At 34.1% G+C, this 16,086-nt stretch carries 15 protein-coding genes; 6 read left to right on the forward strand and 9 right to left on the reverse strand.

Annotation, left to right across the window (positions count from 1 at the left end):
- Positions 1–10 precede the first annotated feature (10 nt).
- Complete coding sequence (locus tag DFQ03_RS17735) at positions 11–985, reverse strand: D-alanine--D-alanine ligase (RefSeq protein ID WP_133674578.1); 975 nt, start codon at positions 983–985, stop codon at positions 11–13.
- Between the two features lie 175 nt (positions 986–1,160).
- Between DFQ03_RS17735 and DFQ03_RS17740 the strand changes: the two genes are divergently transcribed.
- From DFQ03_RS17740 to DFQ03_RS17755, 4 genes are all read left to right on the forward strand, one after another.
- Positions 1,161–1,751 (forward strand): PASTA domain-containing protein, encoded by a 591-nt coding sequence (locus tag DFQ03_RS17740; protein WP_133674579.1) that lies wholly within the window; start codon positions 1,161–1,163, stop codon positions 1,749–1,751.
- A complete protein-coding gene (locus DFQ03_RS17745; protein WP_133674580.1) occupies positions 1,752–2,783 on the forward strand; it encodes an RluA family pseudouridine synthase in 1,032 nt (343 codons plus the stop codon). It abuts the gene before it with no gap.
- Positions 2,784–2,873: 90 nt separating this feature from the next.
- Positions 2,874–3,635 (forward strand): peroxide stress protein YaaA, encoded by a 762-nt coding sequence (gene yaaA / locus DFQ03_RS17750; RefSeq protein WP_133674581.1) that lies wholly within the window; start codon positions 2,874–2,876, stop codon positions 3,633–3,635.
- Between the two features lie 45 nt (positions 3,636–3,680).
- Positions 3,681–4,046, forward strand: coding sequence for a hypothetical protein (locus DFQ03_RS17755; RefSeq protein ID WP_133674582.1), 366 nt, complete (start codon positions 3,681–3,683; stop codon positions 4,044–4,046).
- A 2-nt stretch (positions 4,047–4,048) separates the two neighbouring features.
- On the opposite strand, the gene DFQ03_RS17760 is transcribed toward DFQ03_RS17755, so the two are convergent.
- Positions 4,049–4,177: a 30S ribosomal protein THX gene (locus DFQ03_RS17760; protein ID WP_076551090.1), complete on the reverse strand. Its 129-nt coding sequence runs from the start codon at positions 4,175–4,177 to the stop codon at positions 4,049–4,051.
- Between the two features lie 83 nt (positions 4,178–4,260).
- Between DFQ03_RS17760 and DFQ03_RS17765 the strand changes: the two genes are divergently transcribed.
- Positions 4,261–4,929 (forward strand): uracil-DNA glycosylase family protein, encoded by a 669-nt coding sequence (locus DFQ03_RS17765; RefSeq protein WP_133674583.1) that lies wholly within the window; start codon positions 4,261–4,263, stop codon positions 4,927–4,929.
- Positions 4,930–5,225: 296 nt separating this feature from the next.
- Positions 5,226–7,772, forward strand: a complete 2,547-nt coding sequence (locus tag DFQ03_RS17770; RefSeq protein WP_133674584.1) for a phosphoenolpyruvate carboxylase — start codon at positions 5,226–5,228, stop codon at positions 7,770–7,772.
- 72 nt (positions 7,773–7,844) lie between these two features.
- On the opposite strand, the gene DFQ03_RS17775 is transcribed toward DFQ03_RS17770, so the two are convergent.
- The 7 genes from DFQ03_RS17775 to trpC form a co-directional block, all read right to left on the reverse strand.
- Positions 7,845–9,929: a hypothetical protein gene (locus DFQ03_RS17775; protein WP_243834538.1), complete on the reverse strand. Its 2,085-nt coding sequence runs from the start codon at positions 9,927–9,929 to the stop codon at positions 7,845–7,847.
- Between the two features lie 158 nt (positions 9,930–10,087).
- Positions 10,088–11,581, reverse strand: a complete 1,494-nt coding sequence (locus tag DFQ03_RS17780) for a M20/M25/M40 family metallo-hydrolase (protein ID WP_133674585.1) — start codon at positions 11,579–11,581, stop codon at positions 10,088–10,090.
- 536 nt (positions 11,582–12,117) lie between these two features.
- Complete coding sequence (trpA, locus tag DFQ03_RS17790) at positions 12,118–12,879, reverse strand: tryptophan synthase subunit alpha (RefSeq protein WP_133674587.1); 762 nt, start codon at positions 12,877–12,879, stop codon at positions 12,118–12,120.
- Positions 12,872–13,438 (reverse strand): hypothetical protein, encoded by a 567-nt coding sequence (locus tag DFQ03_RS17795; RefSeq protein ID WP_133674588.1) that lies wholly within the window; start codon positions 13,436–13,438, stop codon positions 12,872–12,874. Before DFQ03_RS17795 ends, trpA begins: the two co-directional genes overlap by 8 nt.
- A 5-nt stretch (positions 13,439–13,443) precedes the next feature.
- Positions 13,444–14,628: a tryptophan synthase subunit beta gene (trpB, locus tag DFQ03_RS17800; RefSeq protein WP_133674589.1), complete on the reverse strand. Its 1,185-nt coding sequence runs from the start codon at positions 14,626–14,628 to the stop codon at positions 13,444–13,446.
- A complete protein-coding gene (locus tag DFQ03_RS17805) occupies positions 14,625–15,251 on the reverse strand; it encodes a phosphoribosylanthranilate isomerase (protein ID WP_133674590.1) in 627 nt (208 codons plus the stop codon). Before DFQ03_RS17805 ends, trpB begins: the two co-directional genes overlap by 4 nt.
- On the reverse strand, positions 15,251–16,036 hold the full coding sequence (gene trpC / locus DFQ03_RS17810) for an indole-3-glycerol phosphate synthase TrpC (RefSeq protein WP_133674591.1): 786 nt from the start codon (positions 16,034–16,036) through the stop codon (positions 15,251–15,253). The genes DFQ03_RS17805 and trpC overlap by 1 nt, the downstream gene beginning before the upstream one ends.
- Between the last annotated feature and the right edge of the window lie 50 nt (positions 16,037–16,086).

The following is a 16,086-nucleotide window of genomic DNA, read 5'->3' on the forward strand; positions in this document are numbered from 1 at the left end:
TATAGTTAATTTAAGCCAATGCCTCTGTAATTGCATACTCAAATAACATACCTAGCTCAATACCAGCTTCTTTGGCTTGTTGTGGTAATATACTCTCTGTCGTTAAACCAGGTGTAGTATTAATTTCTAATAAGAATGGTTCATTATCAATAAATATAAACTCACTTCTAGAAAAGCCTTTCATTTTTAGAACGTCGTATATTCTTTTAGCAGCGATCGTAACTTTTTCTAATTGTTCAGGGTTGATTCTTGCAGGAGTGATCTCTTGTGATTTACCTTCATATTTTGCTTGGTAGTCAAAGAAGTCATTTTCAGAAACAATTTCTGTAATCGGGAATACAGTAGTTTTTCCATTTAGTTTTAGTACGCCTACAGAAACTTCTGTACCATTAAGAAAACCTTCAATAATGATTTCATCATCTTCTTTATAAGCAGTTTCAATAGCACCTTTTAATTCTTCTGTTTTATAGACTTTAGTAATACCGAAACTACTACCAGACTTATTGGCCTTTACAAAACAAGGTAGTTTTACCTTATCTATAATTTTAGTTTCATTTATTTCATCACCTAAGTTTAGGTAATAAGAAGGTGCAGCTTTAATTCCGTAAGGTTTTAATACACTTAATAAATCTCTTTTATTGAAAGTTAGCGCTGCTTGATAAAAATCGCAAGAAGTGTGTTTTATTCCTAATAATTCAAAATAGGCCTGCATGAGTCCGTCTTCACCAGGTGAACCGTGTATGGCATTAAAAACACAATCAAATGTTATAGAGGTATTGTTCAAAGGGATAGAAAAGTCGTTACGGTCAATTGGAGTTTCGTTACCGGCATCATCTAAATAGACCCATTTATTCTTGAAAATATGTATTCTGTAAAGATTAAATTTTTCTTTGTTCAGATACTCATAGACCACATTTCCACTTTTAAGCGATATTTTATATTCACTAGAATAACCGCCCATTATTATTGCAATATTTTTTTTCATTTGTATGGTCTATTAAGAATGTAAAAGCAAAGATGAAGCATTGAAATAAAATAAAAAAGAAAACAAACCGCATTCATGCAAATTGAATTAATTTATTATGTAAGATGTAACTATAAACCGAAGCTGCTAAAAGGTATGAGGGCATTTACTATATTTGTCGGGTCAAATAATATGTATGAGAAATTTTTTTAATTTTTTAAAAAGTAAGACTTTTTTAATTCAGCTTGGTCTTGCCGTTTTGGTGTTGATCATTACAATTTTTATTGTTTTAAGATACTTGAACAGTACTACCAACCATGGTGAGTTCGTAGAAGTACCAGACTTTTCTAAAAAATCTGTTATGGATATGAGAAAATCTATTGAAGAAGCAGGCTTGAGATATGAAGTACTTGATTCTGCAAATTACAATCCAGATTATCCTAGGTTTTCTATCATAGAACAGAACCCTACGGCAGGATCAAAAGTGAAGGAAAATAGAAAAATATATTTTACTGTTAATCCGTCAGGATATAAAAAAGTAACCGTTCCTAAAATTATTCAAGTAACCAAACGTAACGCATCTTCTATGTTGAAGGCAGTAGGGTTAGATGTACAAAGGGTAACCTATGTAGACGAATTGGGTAAGGATATGGTATACCAAATAAAATTTAAAGGCAAGTATATTAAGCCTGGCGATAAGCTACCTAAAACTTCTAAAATAGAGTTGATATGTGGTAATGGTAGTATTACAGAAAGAGCGGTAATTAAATCGGAATCTGAAGATTAGATGGAGGAGAATATTGTGCAGCCAGAGAATGAAGATGGAGAGCTTTTTGAGCACCATAGGGTAGTAGCGTCAAAAGGGCAAGAGCCATTACGTGTAGATAAATTTTTAATGAATTTCATTGAAAACGCTACAAGAAATAAAATACAACAATCGGCAAAAGACGGTCACGTTTGGGTTAATGACCAAATCGTAAAATCGAATTATAAGGTCAAAGCGGGCGATGAGGTTAAGGTGTTATTTGAGCATCCGCCACATGAGTTTCTGTTAGTGCCAGAAGATATTCCTTTAGATATTGTTTATGAAGACGATGTTTTAATGGTAGTAAATAAACCTGCGGGTATGGTGGTGCACCCGGGGCATGGTAATTATTCGGGTACATTAATAAATGCCTTAATTTTTCATACCGATAATTTACCGGCGAATAGTAACGAGAGACCGGGCTTGGTACATCGTATAGATAAAGACACATCTGGTTTGTTGGTAGTAGCAAAGACCGAAGCTGCTATGACCCATTTGGCAAAACAATTTTTTGATAAAACTTCAGAACGAGAGTATGTAGCTTTAGTTTGGGGTAATATAGAAGAAGATGAAGGTACTGTAGTTGGTCATGTAGGTAGAAACCCTAAAAACCGTTTACAGATGCATGTTTTTCCAGAAGGGGAAGAGGGCAAAGAAGCCGTTACCCATTTTAAGGTATTAGAAAGGTTAGGCTATGTAACACTTGTATCATGTAAATTAGAGACAGGTAGAACGCATCAAATTCGTGTGCATATGAAATACATAGGTCATACGTTATTTAATGATGAGCGTTACGGTGGGGAGAAAATTTTAAAAGGAACAACATTTACAAAATACAAGCAATTTGTAGAGAACACTTTTAAATTATTGCCTAGACAGGCTTTACATGCGAAGACATTAGGTTTTGTACACCCAGTAACCGGTGAGCATATGAGTTTCGATTCTGAAGTGCCAGAAGATATGACCAGTGCTATTGAAAAATGGCGAGGTTATACTAAAAATAGCACAGAATAAGTTTCTTCGATACCGCTATTTAAACTCTTTTTTATCTTTTGTAGGTCTTCCTATTTATCCTGTTTATTTTTGGACATCTAAAATTGCACTATGAAAATTGTTATTTCTCCGGCTAAGTCATTGAATTACGAAAGTGAGCTTCCAATGGCTAAATTTACTTTACCAGAATTTATAGAAGATGCTGAAAAACTTAATAAAATACTGAAGAAAAAGAAGCCGACGGCACTTTCAGAATTGATGTCTATTTCAGACAATTTAGCGCAGTTGAACTGGCAGCGTAATCAAGATTTTACGACACCGTTTACACCAGAGAATTCTCGACCTGCAATTTATGCTTTTAGTGGTGATGTATATACAGGCTTAGACGCGTATACCTTGTCTGAAGAAAAAATGGATAAGCTACAAGAAAGTCTTAGAATTTTATCGGGACAATATGGTATGCTTAAACCTCTAGATTTAATGCAGCCTTACCGTTTAGAAATGGGTACTTCATTAAAAATTGGCAGAAAGAAGAACTTATATGAATACTGGGGCAGTAGACTTACTGATCATTTAAATGATGAAATGATTGATGGTGAGTTACTCGTTAATTTGGCGAGTAACGAATATTATAGTGCATTACAACCAAAGCGTATTAAAGCAGAAATTATTACTCCGATTTTTAAAGATTGGAAAAATGATAAGTTGAAGATTATTAGCTTTTTTGCGAAGAAAGCCAGAGGTGCTATGGTGAGGTATATTTTAGACTCAGACGCAAAAACACTTACAGATATTAAAGGCTTTAATCTAGACGATTATGAATTTAGTCAAGAGCATACCTTAAAAGAAAATCAGCCAGTGTTTATCAGATAAAATATAATCTAGTCTTTTTCGTTCTTAGCTATATAAAAGACGTCTATGAAAAGGGTTTTATTACTTTCTGTTATTTGTGTTGTATTGTTATTCTCTTGTACCGATAGAGATGATGAGGTTAACTTGGTAAATATTCGTATTCAAAATAGTACAAAACTCTTTTTTAACGAAGTACGTATTGCAGAAAGAGATACGGTTTATGAGAATATTGCAGCTGGTGAATTCTCAGAATATATAGAGTTTGAAACTGCATATGCAAATGCTGCTGTTTCTATATTAACCGATTCGACTAGTTTAAATTATATTCCTACAGCGGTATCTTCAGATTCTTTGCCTATAGGTTTTTATACCTACGAAATTAGCTTAGATGAAGAAAATCAAGTAGGGTTGACATTTAGAATAGATGATTAAAATTATTTCTTTTTATTGATTTTTATTTTTTCTTCTACAGTAGGTCTCTTTTTAATTTTACGTGGTCGTCTTGCCCCGTAAGAATTATTAGATATTTTTCCTTTTTTCGATTTTTTATCTCCCTTGCCCATAACTAGTTTTTTTAGGTTTCTTTTAAAGTTAGTAATTTAGAAATCATTAGAGCGTATTATATGCTCAAGAGAATAAAACTATAATGCAATACGTATTTAAGCATACTCACCCTTACAATCCTTTTATTGACTATAGTACCGAAAAACTAATTGTAGGTACTTTGCCACCACCTCGTTTTACGACGGGCGAGTTGAAGGACGGTGATGTCGATTTCTGTTATGGTAGTAAAGACGGACAGCTATGGCCTATTCTAAATAAAATCTTCGATTTAAACCTAAAGTTTGAAACAACTGTTGAGGCAATAGCACAACGCAAAGCATTTTTGAAGCATAGAAAAATTGGAGTATGTGATATAGTAGCTTCTGCAGAACGTGAAAAAATAGATGCATCAGATATTGGTATGCAAAATATTGAATTAAGAGATGTTCTGAGTTATTTAGAAAAGTATACCAAAGTACATACGCTTTTGTTTACAGGAGGAAACAGCAAAAACGGGCCAGAGTATTTTTTCAGAAAACATTTAAAAGAGTATTCGGTATCATTAGTTAGAATTTCTGATGAAGTGCCTAGAATTCATGAATTCATTCATCCTAGTACTGGTAAAACGATTAAAACGGTCTCTTTAATTGCACCTTCTGGGGCGGCAAATAGGGCAGTGGGTAGTCTTAAGGAGTATAAAAAGATGAAGCTGCAAGATGCAACTTTTAATACGGTAGATTTTCGAGTGCTTCAGTATAAAGATTTCTTCTGAAATAAAATAAATTTTCAAAACTTCTTAAAACTAAAAAGAGTCTTGCTTTTAAAACAAGACTCTTTTACGAGAACACTATATGAAAATGAAAAAATTTATTATTTATTTACACCGTAAAGATATATAGCATATCACGTATTTTAGAATATTTGTTGTCAATACGCATTATTTTGTGGTATACTTCTATGAATATGATATTTCACAAAAATGATTCTCTAATTTCTTTTGGAATAGCGATATTTATGTTCGAATTTTAGAAAGTTTGCCGTAATGATACGGCTTAAAGTTTTTGATATATGCAACAACAAGAAAGGTTGGCAGAATTTAAGAAGTCTGTCCAAAATAAATTTAACGTCTACAACAGTCTATTTTTAAACCTACCCTATGAGAATATAGAGAATGTGGGTATGTTGATTCCGTTATTACTGAATCAATCTGAAAAAGGATTGAGCGACGGTCTTAACCCGAAAGAAATATTAGAGAATTTTTTCGAAAATTTTGTTGAAATTAATTCGGAAAAAGAGCAGATAGATTTTATGTTCCGTATTATACAGTATGTAGAGCGCCAAGTGGTTCTTTATGATAGTGTAGAAGATGCTGCGTTCCCGAAGTTGCAAAAACATTCTAGTTCATTATCATTGAAAGATTATTTTCAATTAGTTGAGAAAAATAATTCATGGGATACTATTTGGGATAAACTAAGTAATTTTAGTGCTAGAATTGTGCTAACGGCTCACCCAACACAGTTCTACACACCTGCGGTTTTAGATATAATCACCAATCTTAGAACATTAATCTTAGAAGATAAAATTGATGAGATTGATGTTGGCTTACAACAATTAGGACTTACATCTTTAATAAACGCTAAGAAGCCTACACCTTTAGATGAAGCAAAAAATATTATCTATACATTAAGACATGTGTACTATGATGCTATTGGCGAAATGTATGCATATATAAAAGGTAGCGTAGGGTCAAAACAATTTGAAAATCATGATATAGTAAAACTAGGTTTCTGGCCAGGTGGTGATCGTGATGGTAACCCATTTGTAACTGCAGATATTACTAGAGATGTAATGAACGAGCTTCGTTTAACTTTAATGAAGTGCTATTATAATGACCTAAAAGGGCTAGTGCATAAACTGACCTTTAAAGATGTACAAGAGCCGTTACAAAAGCTTAGATCTAATCTTTATACCGCTATGTTCGATAGTTCTAAAGATATTGGTTATGAAGATTTAATTGTACCATTAGAAGAAATCAGGTTAATACTTATAGAAAAATATCAGAGCCTTTATTTAAAAGATTTAGAGCTTCTTATTGATAAGGTGAAAATTTTTAAAGTACACTTTGCAACGATTGATATTCGTCAAGACCATAGTATGCATACTAAGGTAATCGTCGAGGTTTTGAAAAAGAACGGATTGATTAAAGCAGACCTGAGTGAATTATCTGAAGAAAAATTGATTGATATTCTTTTACATGAAGATTTAAAATTGGTAGCAGATGATTATGAAGAAGATATTGTAAAAGATACGGTTAAGAACATACTTCAATTACAGACCATACAAGATAAGAATGGTGAAGAGGGTTGTAATAGATATATCATCAGTAATTCTGAAGATGTATTCTCTATTCTTTTCGTTTATGCATTATTTAGATGGTGTGGCTGGGCAGGTAAGGATATTACTTTTGATATTGTACCATTATTCGAAACCATGAACGGTATGGATAATGCGAAAGCTACAATGCAGTTCTTATTTGATTTACCAGAGTATAAAGCACACATCAAGAATAGAAATGATAAGCAAACTATAATGCTTGGTTTTTCCGATGGTACAAAAGATGGTGGTTACTTAAAAGCGAACTGGTCTATTTTGAAAACTAAAGAAGAGCTTTCAGAAGTTTGCGAAGAACATGATATAGCGGCTATCTTCTTTGATGGTAGAGGTGGACCACCAGCAAGAGGTGGTGGTAAAACACATCGTTTTTATGCAGCACAGACAAATAAAGTTGCGAATAACGAAATTCAACTTACCATACAAGGGCAGACTATTACCAGTACGTACGGTACAAAAGAGCAGTTCATTTATAACAGTGAGCAGTTATTGACCGCCGGACTTTCAAATACAATTTTGGATAAGGAAATTGTTATATCAGATTCAGATAGAGAACTGATAGAAGAATTATCTGAAATGAGTTTTAAAAAGTATGACGACTTAAAGCATCATGATAAGTTCATGCCATATTTAGAAAATATGAGTACGCTCAAGTATTATACAAAAGCTAATATTGGTAGTAGACCAGGTAAAAGAGGAAATAAAGCCAAATTAGAGTTGTCAGATTTACGTGCAATTTCTTTTGTAGGTTCTTGGAGCCAATTGAAACAAAATGTACCTGGTTATTACGGTATTGGAACAGCTTTAAAAAACTTAGAGGATAGCGGAAGATTTGCCGAAGTTCAGAAGCTTTACAATGAGGTGCCATTCTTTCAAGCTTTAATGATGAATAGTATGATGAGTCTTTCAAAATGTTATTTTGAATTGACCAGTTATATGAAAGAGAATAAAGAGTACGGAGCTTTTTGGGAGATTTTATTAGCAGAGTATCAACTTTCTAAAGCTATGTTATTAAAATTATCAGGAATGGAAATTTTAATGCAAAAAGAAGCAATTTCTAGAGAGTCCATTAAAATCAGAGAGAATATTGTTTTACCGCTATTAGTGATACAACAATATGCACTTCAAAGAATAGGTGAGGGTACAGCGTATAAAGAGTTATATGAGAAAATTGTAACTCGATCTCTTTATGGTAATATTAATGCAAGTAGAAACTCGGCATAATATCTTATAGTAAAATTTAAAAAGGCTCTGTAAATTTATTTACAGAGCCTTTTTTATTGAATTCGTTTTGGTTTAATGAACTTTGCGAACCACTTTTATATTGTTTGAAATATCAAAGCAGCCATTGAATTCATCAAATGTCCAACCAGGTTCCATACCTGTTAATCCATCTTCATATCTAATGTAGTAGATAAAACAAGTGCCTTCACCTGCAGCATTAAAATCAACCGATTTTAAATCGGCTAAAGTTGGTGGAAGACCAAGTATTTTACCAGTTTCATCAGTAATTATCCAAGAGCTATTGACACCAGATGCATTTTCGTTGTCTACGGCAATACCAGTTACAAAATCAGCAGTTTCATCGACTATAAATTCAAAAGGTCCTCCTGTTATAGTTCCAGCTTCTGGCTGAGTTCTAACTACGGTCAACGGATTTGATAAAGCAAAGTTACCTGTAACATTGTTTGCATTCATATCAACTTCAAGTCCTGTAATTTCGCCTTGGTAACGTGCGTACCAAATTAAGCATGTTCCTGCACCGGCGCCATCAAAATTAATCCCTTCTACAGCTGCAAGAGTAGGAGGTAATCCTAATATTTTTCCTTGGTCGTCAGTTATTACCCATGTATTTTGAGAACCTGAGGCATTAGAACTATCAAGCGTAATACCGTATACATTATCTACTTCACCGTCCACACAGAAACTAAATAGTCCACCAACTAGCGTACCGGCATTTACACCTTGTACTCTTTGAACTTCAATTGAGTTAGATAGATCAAAGCAACCAGTTAAATCTGCTGCATTTTTACCCATTTCGGCGCCTTCTAAACCATCTTCATATCTCAAATACCATATAAGGCAAGTGCCAGCACCAGCCGCATCAAAATTCACACCCTTTACGGCATCCAAAGTTGGAGGAAGACCAAGAATGTTCAAATCTTCATCTGTTATTACCCATGTGCTATTTGTTCCTGAAACTTCAGAGGCGTCTAACATTAAGTCAGTTACATAGTCGGCTTCACCATCTACATAAAATTTATATGGACCGCCAGTTAAAACACCAGCTTCTGTTTTACTTCTAACCACTTCTATTGAATTAGATAAATTAAAATTACCTTGTAGGTCATTTGCATTCATATCAACAGCTAGTCCGTTCAATTCACATTCATAGCGTAAATACCATATTAAGCAAGTACCCGCACCTGCTGCATCAAAATTCACCCCTTCTACTGCTTCTAATGTGGGTGGAAGACCTAAAATTTTACCTTGTTCATCAGTAATAACCCAGCTGCTACTGCTACCTGTAGATTCTGAACTGTCTAAAGTTATACCATATACATTATCTTCTTCACCGTCAACACAAAAGTTAAAAGGTCCGCCAGAAATAGTTCCTGCGTTTGCAGCATCTAATCTTGTAACTTGAATGGAGTTGGATAAACTAAAACATCCTTCAAGTTCACCTGCGTTCATACCAGCTTCGGCACCAACCAAACCATCTTCATAGCGTAAATACCAAATAAGACAAACACCGGCACCGGCCATATCAAAATCAACTTCTTTAACGGCATCTAAAGTTGGTGGCAGTCCTAGAATATTTAATTCGTCATCGGTAATTACAAAAGTACTATTGCTACCTAGTGCTTCTTCACTATCTATTGAAATTTCGGTTACAAAATCGGCATTGCCATCTACTGTAAATTCATAAGGTCCGCCAGAAAGAAGCCCTGAAGCTGTTTCGTTTCGTTGAACTTCAATAGAGTTCGATAGATCAAATGAGCCTTCAAAGTTGTTGGTGTTCAAACCCATTTCGAGTCCTACTAAACCTTCTTCATATCTTAGGTACCATATAAGACATGTGCCAGTGCCTGCTGCATCGAAATCTACACCTTGTACGGCTTCTAAAGTTGGTGGAAGACCAAGAATGTTGTTTTGGTCATCGGTAATAACCCAAGTACTCATGTTACCTTCAGAGTTTTCGCTATTTAGGGTGATGTCAACAACCATATCTGGTACACCATCTACACAAAAAGTAAAGGGTCCGCCAGCAATATCACCAGATGCAGGAACAATGACATCTGTAATGGCATTGTCGTCATCTGAACAACTTGCTATAATTAGCAAGAGAATTAAAATCGATAAAAAGTTGAAATTTTTCATATGTTCTGTTTTTTTAGGTTACAGACAAATGAAGAAAAATCATATAACAAGCTAATCACAAGAATATCAACTTATTGTGATAACTCTTGTGATAGTTTCGTGATGTTTAAATAGTGAAACCATTTTGGTCCCTCTATTTTTTATTGATTCTTAGTGATTTAATTGGCGGTACTTAATAGCGTATAAAATGTTTCGATACCATAGGCTATCTGACCTATTTTTAAATTCTCGTTGGGGCTGTGTTGATTGTTGTCTGGGTTGACCATAGGCACAATAAATGCCGGAATCTTCAATTCATTGATAAAGGGAGAAATAGGAACTGTACCCCCCATTATTCTTATTTGAACGGGTTTTTCTCCGAATTTAGTTTCCATGGTTTTAACGATGCTATTACCAAACGGGTTATTCAAATCGGTACGAAATGCATCTGTAACGGTACCTTCTTTAATGGTAACAATCTTATCATATTTGAGACGGTCTTCCATAGTGGGTTCTGTACTTATAACATGAAAGCCTTGATTTTTAATATGCTCTTTTACTAATTTTTTAAGTCTGTTGCCATCTGATTCTGGTACTAACCTTATGTCTAATTCTGCAGTAGCAGTAGCCGGTAAAATGGTTCTAGCTTGATCACCGATCCATCCAGAACCTAGTCCTCTTATATTGAAAGAAGGGTATTGCAATGCTTCTTGGTAAAAACTACCTACTTTTTCAGGATTGGAAATTGCTAAATTTTTATTGATTTCTTCGATGTTATCAGGCACACTTTTTAGAATTTCTAATATAGCTTCATCTAAGGTAATTCCGTCATAATATCCTTTTATTAAGACACGACCATCAGCATCTTTCATGGTTGCCAAAAGTTGCGCCAATTGAAAGCCGGGGTTCGGGGCATAATTTCCGTAATGTCCACTGTGCTGAGGTTTTATTGGTCCGTGAGTGGTAATCGATAATGTAGTGATGCCTCTACACCCATAAACAACGGTTGGTTTCCCTGAAACATGAACGGGACCATCATTGATAACTAAAAAGTCAGCTTTAAGTAAATCTTTATAAGTGCGCACAGCTTGCGGTAAAGGTGCGCTACTTTTTTCTTCTTCACTATCCAAAATTACTTTTACATTGTAGGGTATATCAACATTGTCTTTTTTAAGAGCGTCAATTGCATTTAAGAACATTACAATAGGTCCTTTATCATCAGAAGTAGATCTACCAAAAAGACGCCAATCATAATTTATATCATCATCTAAATCTGAAAAAGCTTCTTTTTTCCAGCCATCATCGGTTTTAGATTTTAGTACTACTGTGTAAGGATCTGGCTGATCCCATTTTGTTGCATCAACAGATTGACCATCTAAATGCATGTAAAATAAGATGGTAGGTTTATTATCATCCATCGGTAGAGCTGCAAAGAAAAGTGGTAAACCTTCTGTCTCTAGAATAGTACTATTGAAGCCACGTTCGGTAAATTTTTTTCTAAGCCAGAAAAGGTTAGTATCTATATCGTCTGCGTTTAAGGCGTCATTTGGTATGGCAACAAATTCTCTTAATTCGGCAATAGCATTGGCAACTTTAGATTTTATAAGAACAGAGTCTTGCGAGTAGCCAGAGTAAAGAGATAAAAATAGTAGAAGCGTAAATAATTTTTTCATGTTCGTTCTCGTGAATATATTCTTTAAATGTAAGGAAAATGCGGGGAAAAGAACGCTTAATAGATTGTGGTAAATGTTAAGGTTTTCTATATGGAAAAGCTAGCGGACTTAAAGTTAGAATTAGAAATAGTATGTCATTAATCTTGTTAAGGCAAAGTCAGCTGGTTACGTTTATTAAAACTATCTATGTCAAAAAAAAAAAGAGGTTGTCCAGAATAGGCAATCTCTTTTAGAATTTTAAATAAATAGAATTAACTAATAGCTTTTTAGTTGGTTCAATTTCTGTATGATGGATATACTAAATTTTACTACTTGCTTTTGAGTTAAAAATTTTTATGACAATAAAACGAATTAAAAGTATAAACGGAAAGCCATGTAATACCACATCAAACCAATCCATAAAAACCATTCCCTTTGCTCCACCAAAAATCCATTTCAATTTCCCCCAAATATGAGGTTCAGGAAAAAACGGTGCTAACCCTAAGGTTAAGCATAGTATAATAATTAGTTTAAAATTGTTTATGAACTCTTTCAAATTAACGTATTAGTTTTGTAAACTCAGCAATTTTATCAGTTCCATTAGCAGTCAAATACTTAATAAAAGCAGAACCTATTATGGCGCCTTTAGCAGTTTTCGTAGCTTGTTGAAATGTTTCTTCGTCTTTAATACCGAAACCTACTATTTGTGGGTTTTTTAAATTCATTGCAGCAATACGCTCAAAATAGCTTTCTTGTTCTTGACCAAAGCCCGATTTTGAACCTGTAACACTAGCTGAACTTACCATATAGATGAATCCGTTTGAAGCATCGTCAATTTGGCGAATACGAGTATTACTCGTTTGTGGTGTAATCAAAAATACATTTATGAGACCGTATTTCTTAAAAATAGCCTCGTATTCATCTTGGTAAACATCAAGCGGAAGGTCAGGTAAAATTAGTCCGTCAATACCTATTTCTTGACATTTTTTGCAGAAAGCCTCAACACCGTATTGTAGCATTGGGTTAAAATATCCCATGATGATTAACGGAATTGAAACCGATTTACGAATGTCCTTTAACTGCTTAAAAAGAATTTCTGTGGTCATTCCATTTTTTAGAGCAGCTGTAGAACTTTCCTGTATAGTTGGTCCGTCTGCCAAAGGATCACTAAAGGGTAATCCTATTTCAATCATATCGACACCGTTCTTTTCTATATCTTGTATGATTTTAACCGTGTCGTTCAATGCCGGATACCCAGCGGTAAAATATATGGAAAGCAGTTTTTTGCCTTCTTCTAATTTTGTGGTAATTCTATTCATCTAATTTGATAATTTTTTGAATTTTATCCTCGTTTTTAGCAGTCTGTATTCGCATTCTTAAGTCATTTAAACTTTCGATGAAAGAAGTAAATATAGATTGAAAGAACTCATGCGGTTTTAATTTTTCTATTTCATTCATTGATTCATAAATATTGTGCTTAAAAGCTATTTCATGTGCATATTTATTTCTCAATTTATTGAGTTTGGAAATATCTTGAATGAGCTTGTTTTTATTTTTAAACTCAATTAAAGAGATGAATTGACTCATTACTTGTGAAAATTTAGCTCCATCTTTTATTTTATCATGCTTTTTTTTATTTGGGTATAAACATATTTTTTCAAGAAAATTGGCATATATAATTAGTCTTTTCATCAATTCTATAGTCATTTGATGAAATAGTATTATTGAGAGAAGTTTTTTATGATAGTCTTTATCATTAGACATAACCATGATTTCTCCAAATGCATCGCTTGAAGATGATATGTCTTCTGCATATTCAGAGTCAAGATTACCTTCAATATTCTTCAAATACGATATGAGTTCTTCTTTGTAGTTCAATTATATTATGCTAGCTTAAAATAATCAATATATGTGTTCAAATCTTTATCTCCACGACCAGAAAGGCTGATAACGACAACGTCATCTTTTTTGAATTTTTTGTGTTCAAAAATTGCAAAAGCGTGTCCCGTTTCAATAGCAGGTATTATACCTTCTAATTGTGATAGTTCTAAACCTGCGGCCATAGCTTCATCATCTGTAGCAGAATAAAACTCTGCACGACCAGATTTATAAAGATGCGAGTGCATTGGGCCAACACCAGGATAATCTAATCCTGCAGAAATGGAGTAGGGCTCCGTAATTTGGCCGTCAGTTGTTTGCATTAACATGGTCTTACAACCATGAATAATACCAACTTTACCAAGAGCAGATGTAGCTGCACTTTCGCCAGAATTAACACCTTTACCAGCTGCTTCAACGGCAATAATGCCAACTTCAGGTTCATGTAAAAAATGGTGATACGTACCAGCTGCATTACTACCACCACCAATACAAGCTACCACATAATCAGGATTTTCCCGCCCTTCATGTTCTTTTAATTGCCATTTTATTTCTTCAGATATCACAGATTGAAAACGAGTAACCATATCTGGGTAAGGATGCGGACCAATAGCAGATCCAATAATATAATGGGTGTCTACAGGGTTATTGATCCAATCTCTGATAGCCTCATTGGTAGCATCTTTTAATGTTCTACTTCCAGATTTTGCAGGTCGAACTTCAGCGCCGAGCATTTTCATACGGGCAACATTCGGGGCTTGGCGGGCAATATCAATTTCACCCATATACACAATACATTCCATGCCCATTAAAGCACATACTGTAGCGGTAGCAACACCATGCTGACCAGCACCGGTTTCAGCAATAATTCTAGTTTTGCCCAATTTTTGTGCCATTAGAATTTGACCGATAGTATTATTGATTTTGTGGGCACCCGTATGGTTTAAATCTTCTCTTTTCAAATATATCTTACAACCGTGCTTTTCAGAAAGGCGTTTAGCAAAATATAGCGGAGAAGGTCTACCGACATAGTCTTTTAAGAGCTGATTAAATTCTTTTTGAAAAGAATCTTCATACATCAGTTTTAAATAATTTTCACGAAGCTCTTCTACATTTGGGTACAGCATTTCAGGTATAAAGGCACCACCAAATTCACCGTAGTATCCTTTTTCATCAGCATTATAGTTCATAGCGATTCTTTAAAATTTTGTAATTCATCAATATTTTTTAATCCTGGTGTTATTTCAAATTTGCTATTTATGTCGATAGCAAAACAGTATTTAGACTCAGTTGTTTTTCTAAATTCGTTGATTTTATCAAGATTATTTGGACCAATACCGCCACTTAAAAAATAAGGTTTGGTAGATGGGTAATTTTTTAGAACAGACCAATCGAATGTGTATCCATTACCACCGGGTAATTTTCCTTTAGTGTCAAAAAGGAAATAGTCGCACACATTTTCATATAGTTTCAATACATCAAAGTCGAATTCTTCTTTAATAGAGAATACTTTTATGAGTTCTACTTTGTGATTCAATTTTTTTAATTCGGATGCAATTTCAGCACAGTAATCTGGGGTTTCATGACCGTGTAATTGCAGCCCTTGTAATTGATATTTAATCGTTGTTTCAATAATATATTCTAATTCTGCATTAACAAAAACTCCAACTTTATTTATTGTTAGCGGAAGTTCGGGGATTTCGCCTTCAAAAAATCTAGAGGAATGTTCCCAGAAAATAAAGCCCAAATAGTCTGGTCGCAATTGCGCAACTTCAGCCGTATTTAGTTTCATTCCACAAATCTTTAGTTTCATTAGTTCTGCAGGTTTTTAATGAATTCAATCGCACTTTTACCTGGATTATCTGTCTTCATAAAATTCTCACCAATTAAGAAACCTTCATAACCAAATGGTTTTAATTCTTTGATGGCGTCAATAGAGCTAATTCCGCTTTCAGATACTTTAACAAAATCATCTGGTATCAGTTTAGAAAGTGTTTTACTAGTCTCTAAACTAACCTCAAAAGTCTTTAAATTTCTATTGTTTACACCAAGCATATCTAAACTTGGCATAATAGATTTATGAAGTTCCTCTTCATTATGTACCTCTAATAATACATCTAATCCTAAGCTCTTAGCCAGTTCAGAATAGGTCTTGATTTCTTGCTTTGTAAGTATGGCAGCGATAAGCAAAATAACATCGGCACCATATGCTTTAGCTTCGATTATTTGATATTCGCTAATAATAAATTCTTTTCGTAATAGCGGAAGATTAACCGATGAACGTGCTAAAACTAAATCTTCTATAGACCCGCCAAAGTATTTAATATCAGTAAGTACGCTCATACCACAAACTCCGGCATTCTCATATCCTTTGGCAACCTGTCCAACATTTGCATTTTGATTAATACTTTCTTTCGACGGAGACCTGCGTTTAAATTCGGCAATAATACCCGAATCACTATTTTTAAGTGCTTGAGCCATAGAATTAGTATTCCTTTCAAAAAGCACAGAAGCTTCATATTGAGACACCGGAATAATCGATTTCTTCAATTCGACCTCTTTGCGTTTATCGGCTACTATTTTATCTAGAATGTTCATAAAATATATCTTTTTTATAACCTCGTCAATTCGACGAATCAAGCTTTTTT

This window comes from Maribacter caenipelagi (genome assembly GCF_004364175.1).
Lineage (GTDB): Bacteria > Bacteroidota > Bacteroidia > Flavobacteriales > Flavobacteriaceae > Maribacter > Maribacter caenipelagi.

Coding starts and splice junctions, on each gene's coding strand:
- DFQ03_RS17735 (WP_133674578.1), bottom strand. CDS start 985: ATGAAAAAAAATATTGCAATAATAATGGGCGGTTATTCTAGTGAATAT.
- DFQ03_RS17740 (WP_133674579.1), top strand. CDS start 1,161: ATGAGAAATTTTTTTAATTTTTTAAAAAGTAAGACTTTTTTAATTCAG.
- DFQ03_RS17745 (WP_133674580.1), top strand. CDS start 1,752: ATGGAGGAGAATATTGTGCAGCCAGAGAATGAAGATGGAGAGCTTTTT.
- yaaA (WP_133674581.1), top strand. CDS start 2,874: ATGAAAATTGTTATTTCTCCGGCTAAGTCATTGAATTACGAAAGTGAG.
- DFQ03_RS17755 (WP_133674582.1), top strand. CDS start 3,681: ATGAAAAGGGTTTTATTACTTTCTGTTATTTGTGTTGTATTGTTATTC.
- DFQ03_RS17760 (WP_076551090.1), bottom strand. CDS start 4,177: ATGGGCAAGGGAGATAAAAAATCGAAAAAAGGAAAAATATCTAATAAT.
- DFQ03_RS17765 (WP_133674583.1), top strand. CDS start 4,261: ATGCAATACGTATTTAAGCATACTCACCCTTACAATCCTTTTATTGAC.
- DFQ03_RS17770 (WP_133674584.1), top strand. CDS start 5,226: ATGCAACAACAAGAAAGGTTGGCAGAATTTAAGAAGTCTGTCCAAAAT.
- DFQ03_RS17775 (WP_243834538.1), bottom strand. CDS start 9,929: ATGAAAAATTTCAACTTTTTATCGATTTTAATTCTCTTGCTAATTATA.
- DFQ03_RS17780 (WP_133674585.1), bottom strand. CDS start 11,581: ATGAAAAAATTATTTACGCTTCTACTATTTTTATCTCTTTACTCTGGC.
- trpA (WP_133674587.1), bottom strand. CDS start 12,879: ATGAATAGAATTACCACAAAATTAGAAGAAGGCAAAAAACTGCTTTCC.
- trpB (WP_133674589.1), bottom strand. CDS start 14,628: ATGAACTATAATGCTGATGAAAAAGGATACTACGGTGAATTTGGTGGT.
- DFQ03_RS17805 (WP_133674590.1), bottom strand. CDS start 15,251: ATGAAACTAAAGATTTGTGGAATGAAACTAAATACGGCTGAAGTTGCG.
- trpC (WP_133674591.1), bottom strand. CDS start 16,036: ATGAACATTCTAGATAAAATAGTAGCCGATAAACGCAAAGAGGTCGAA.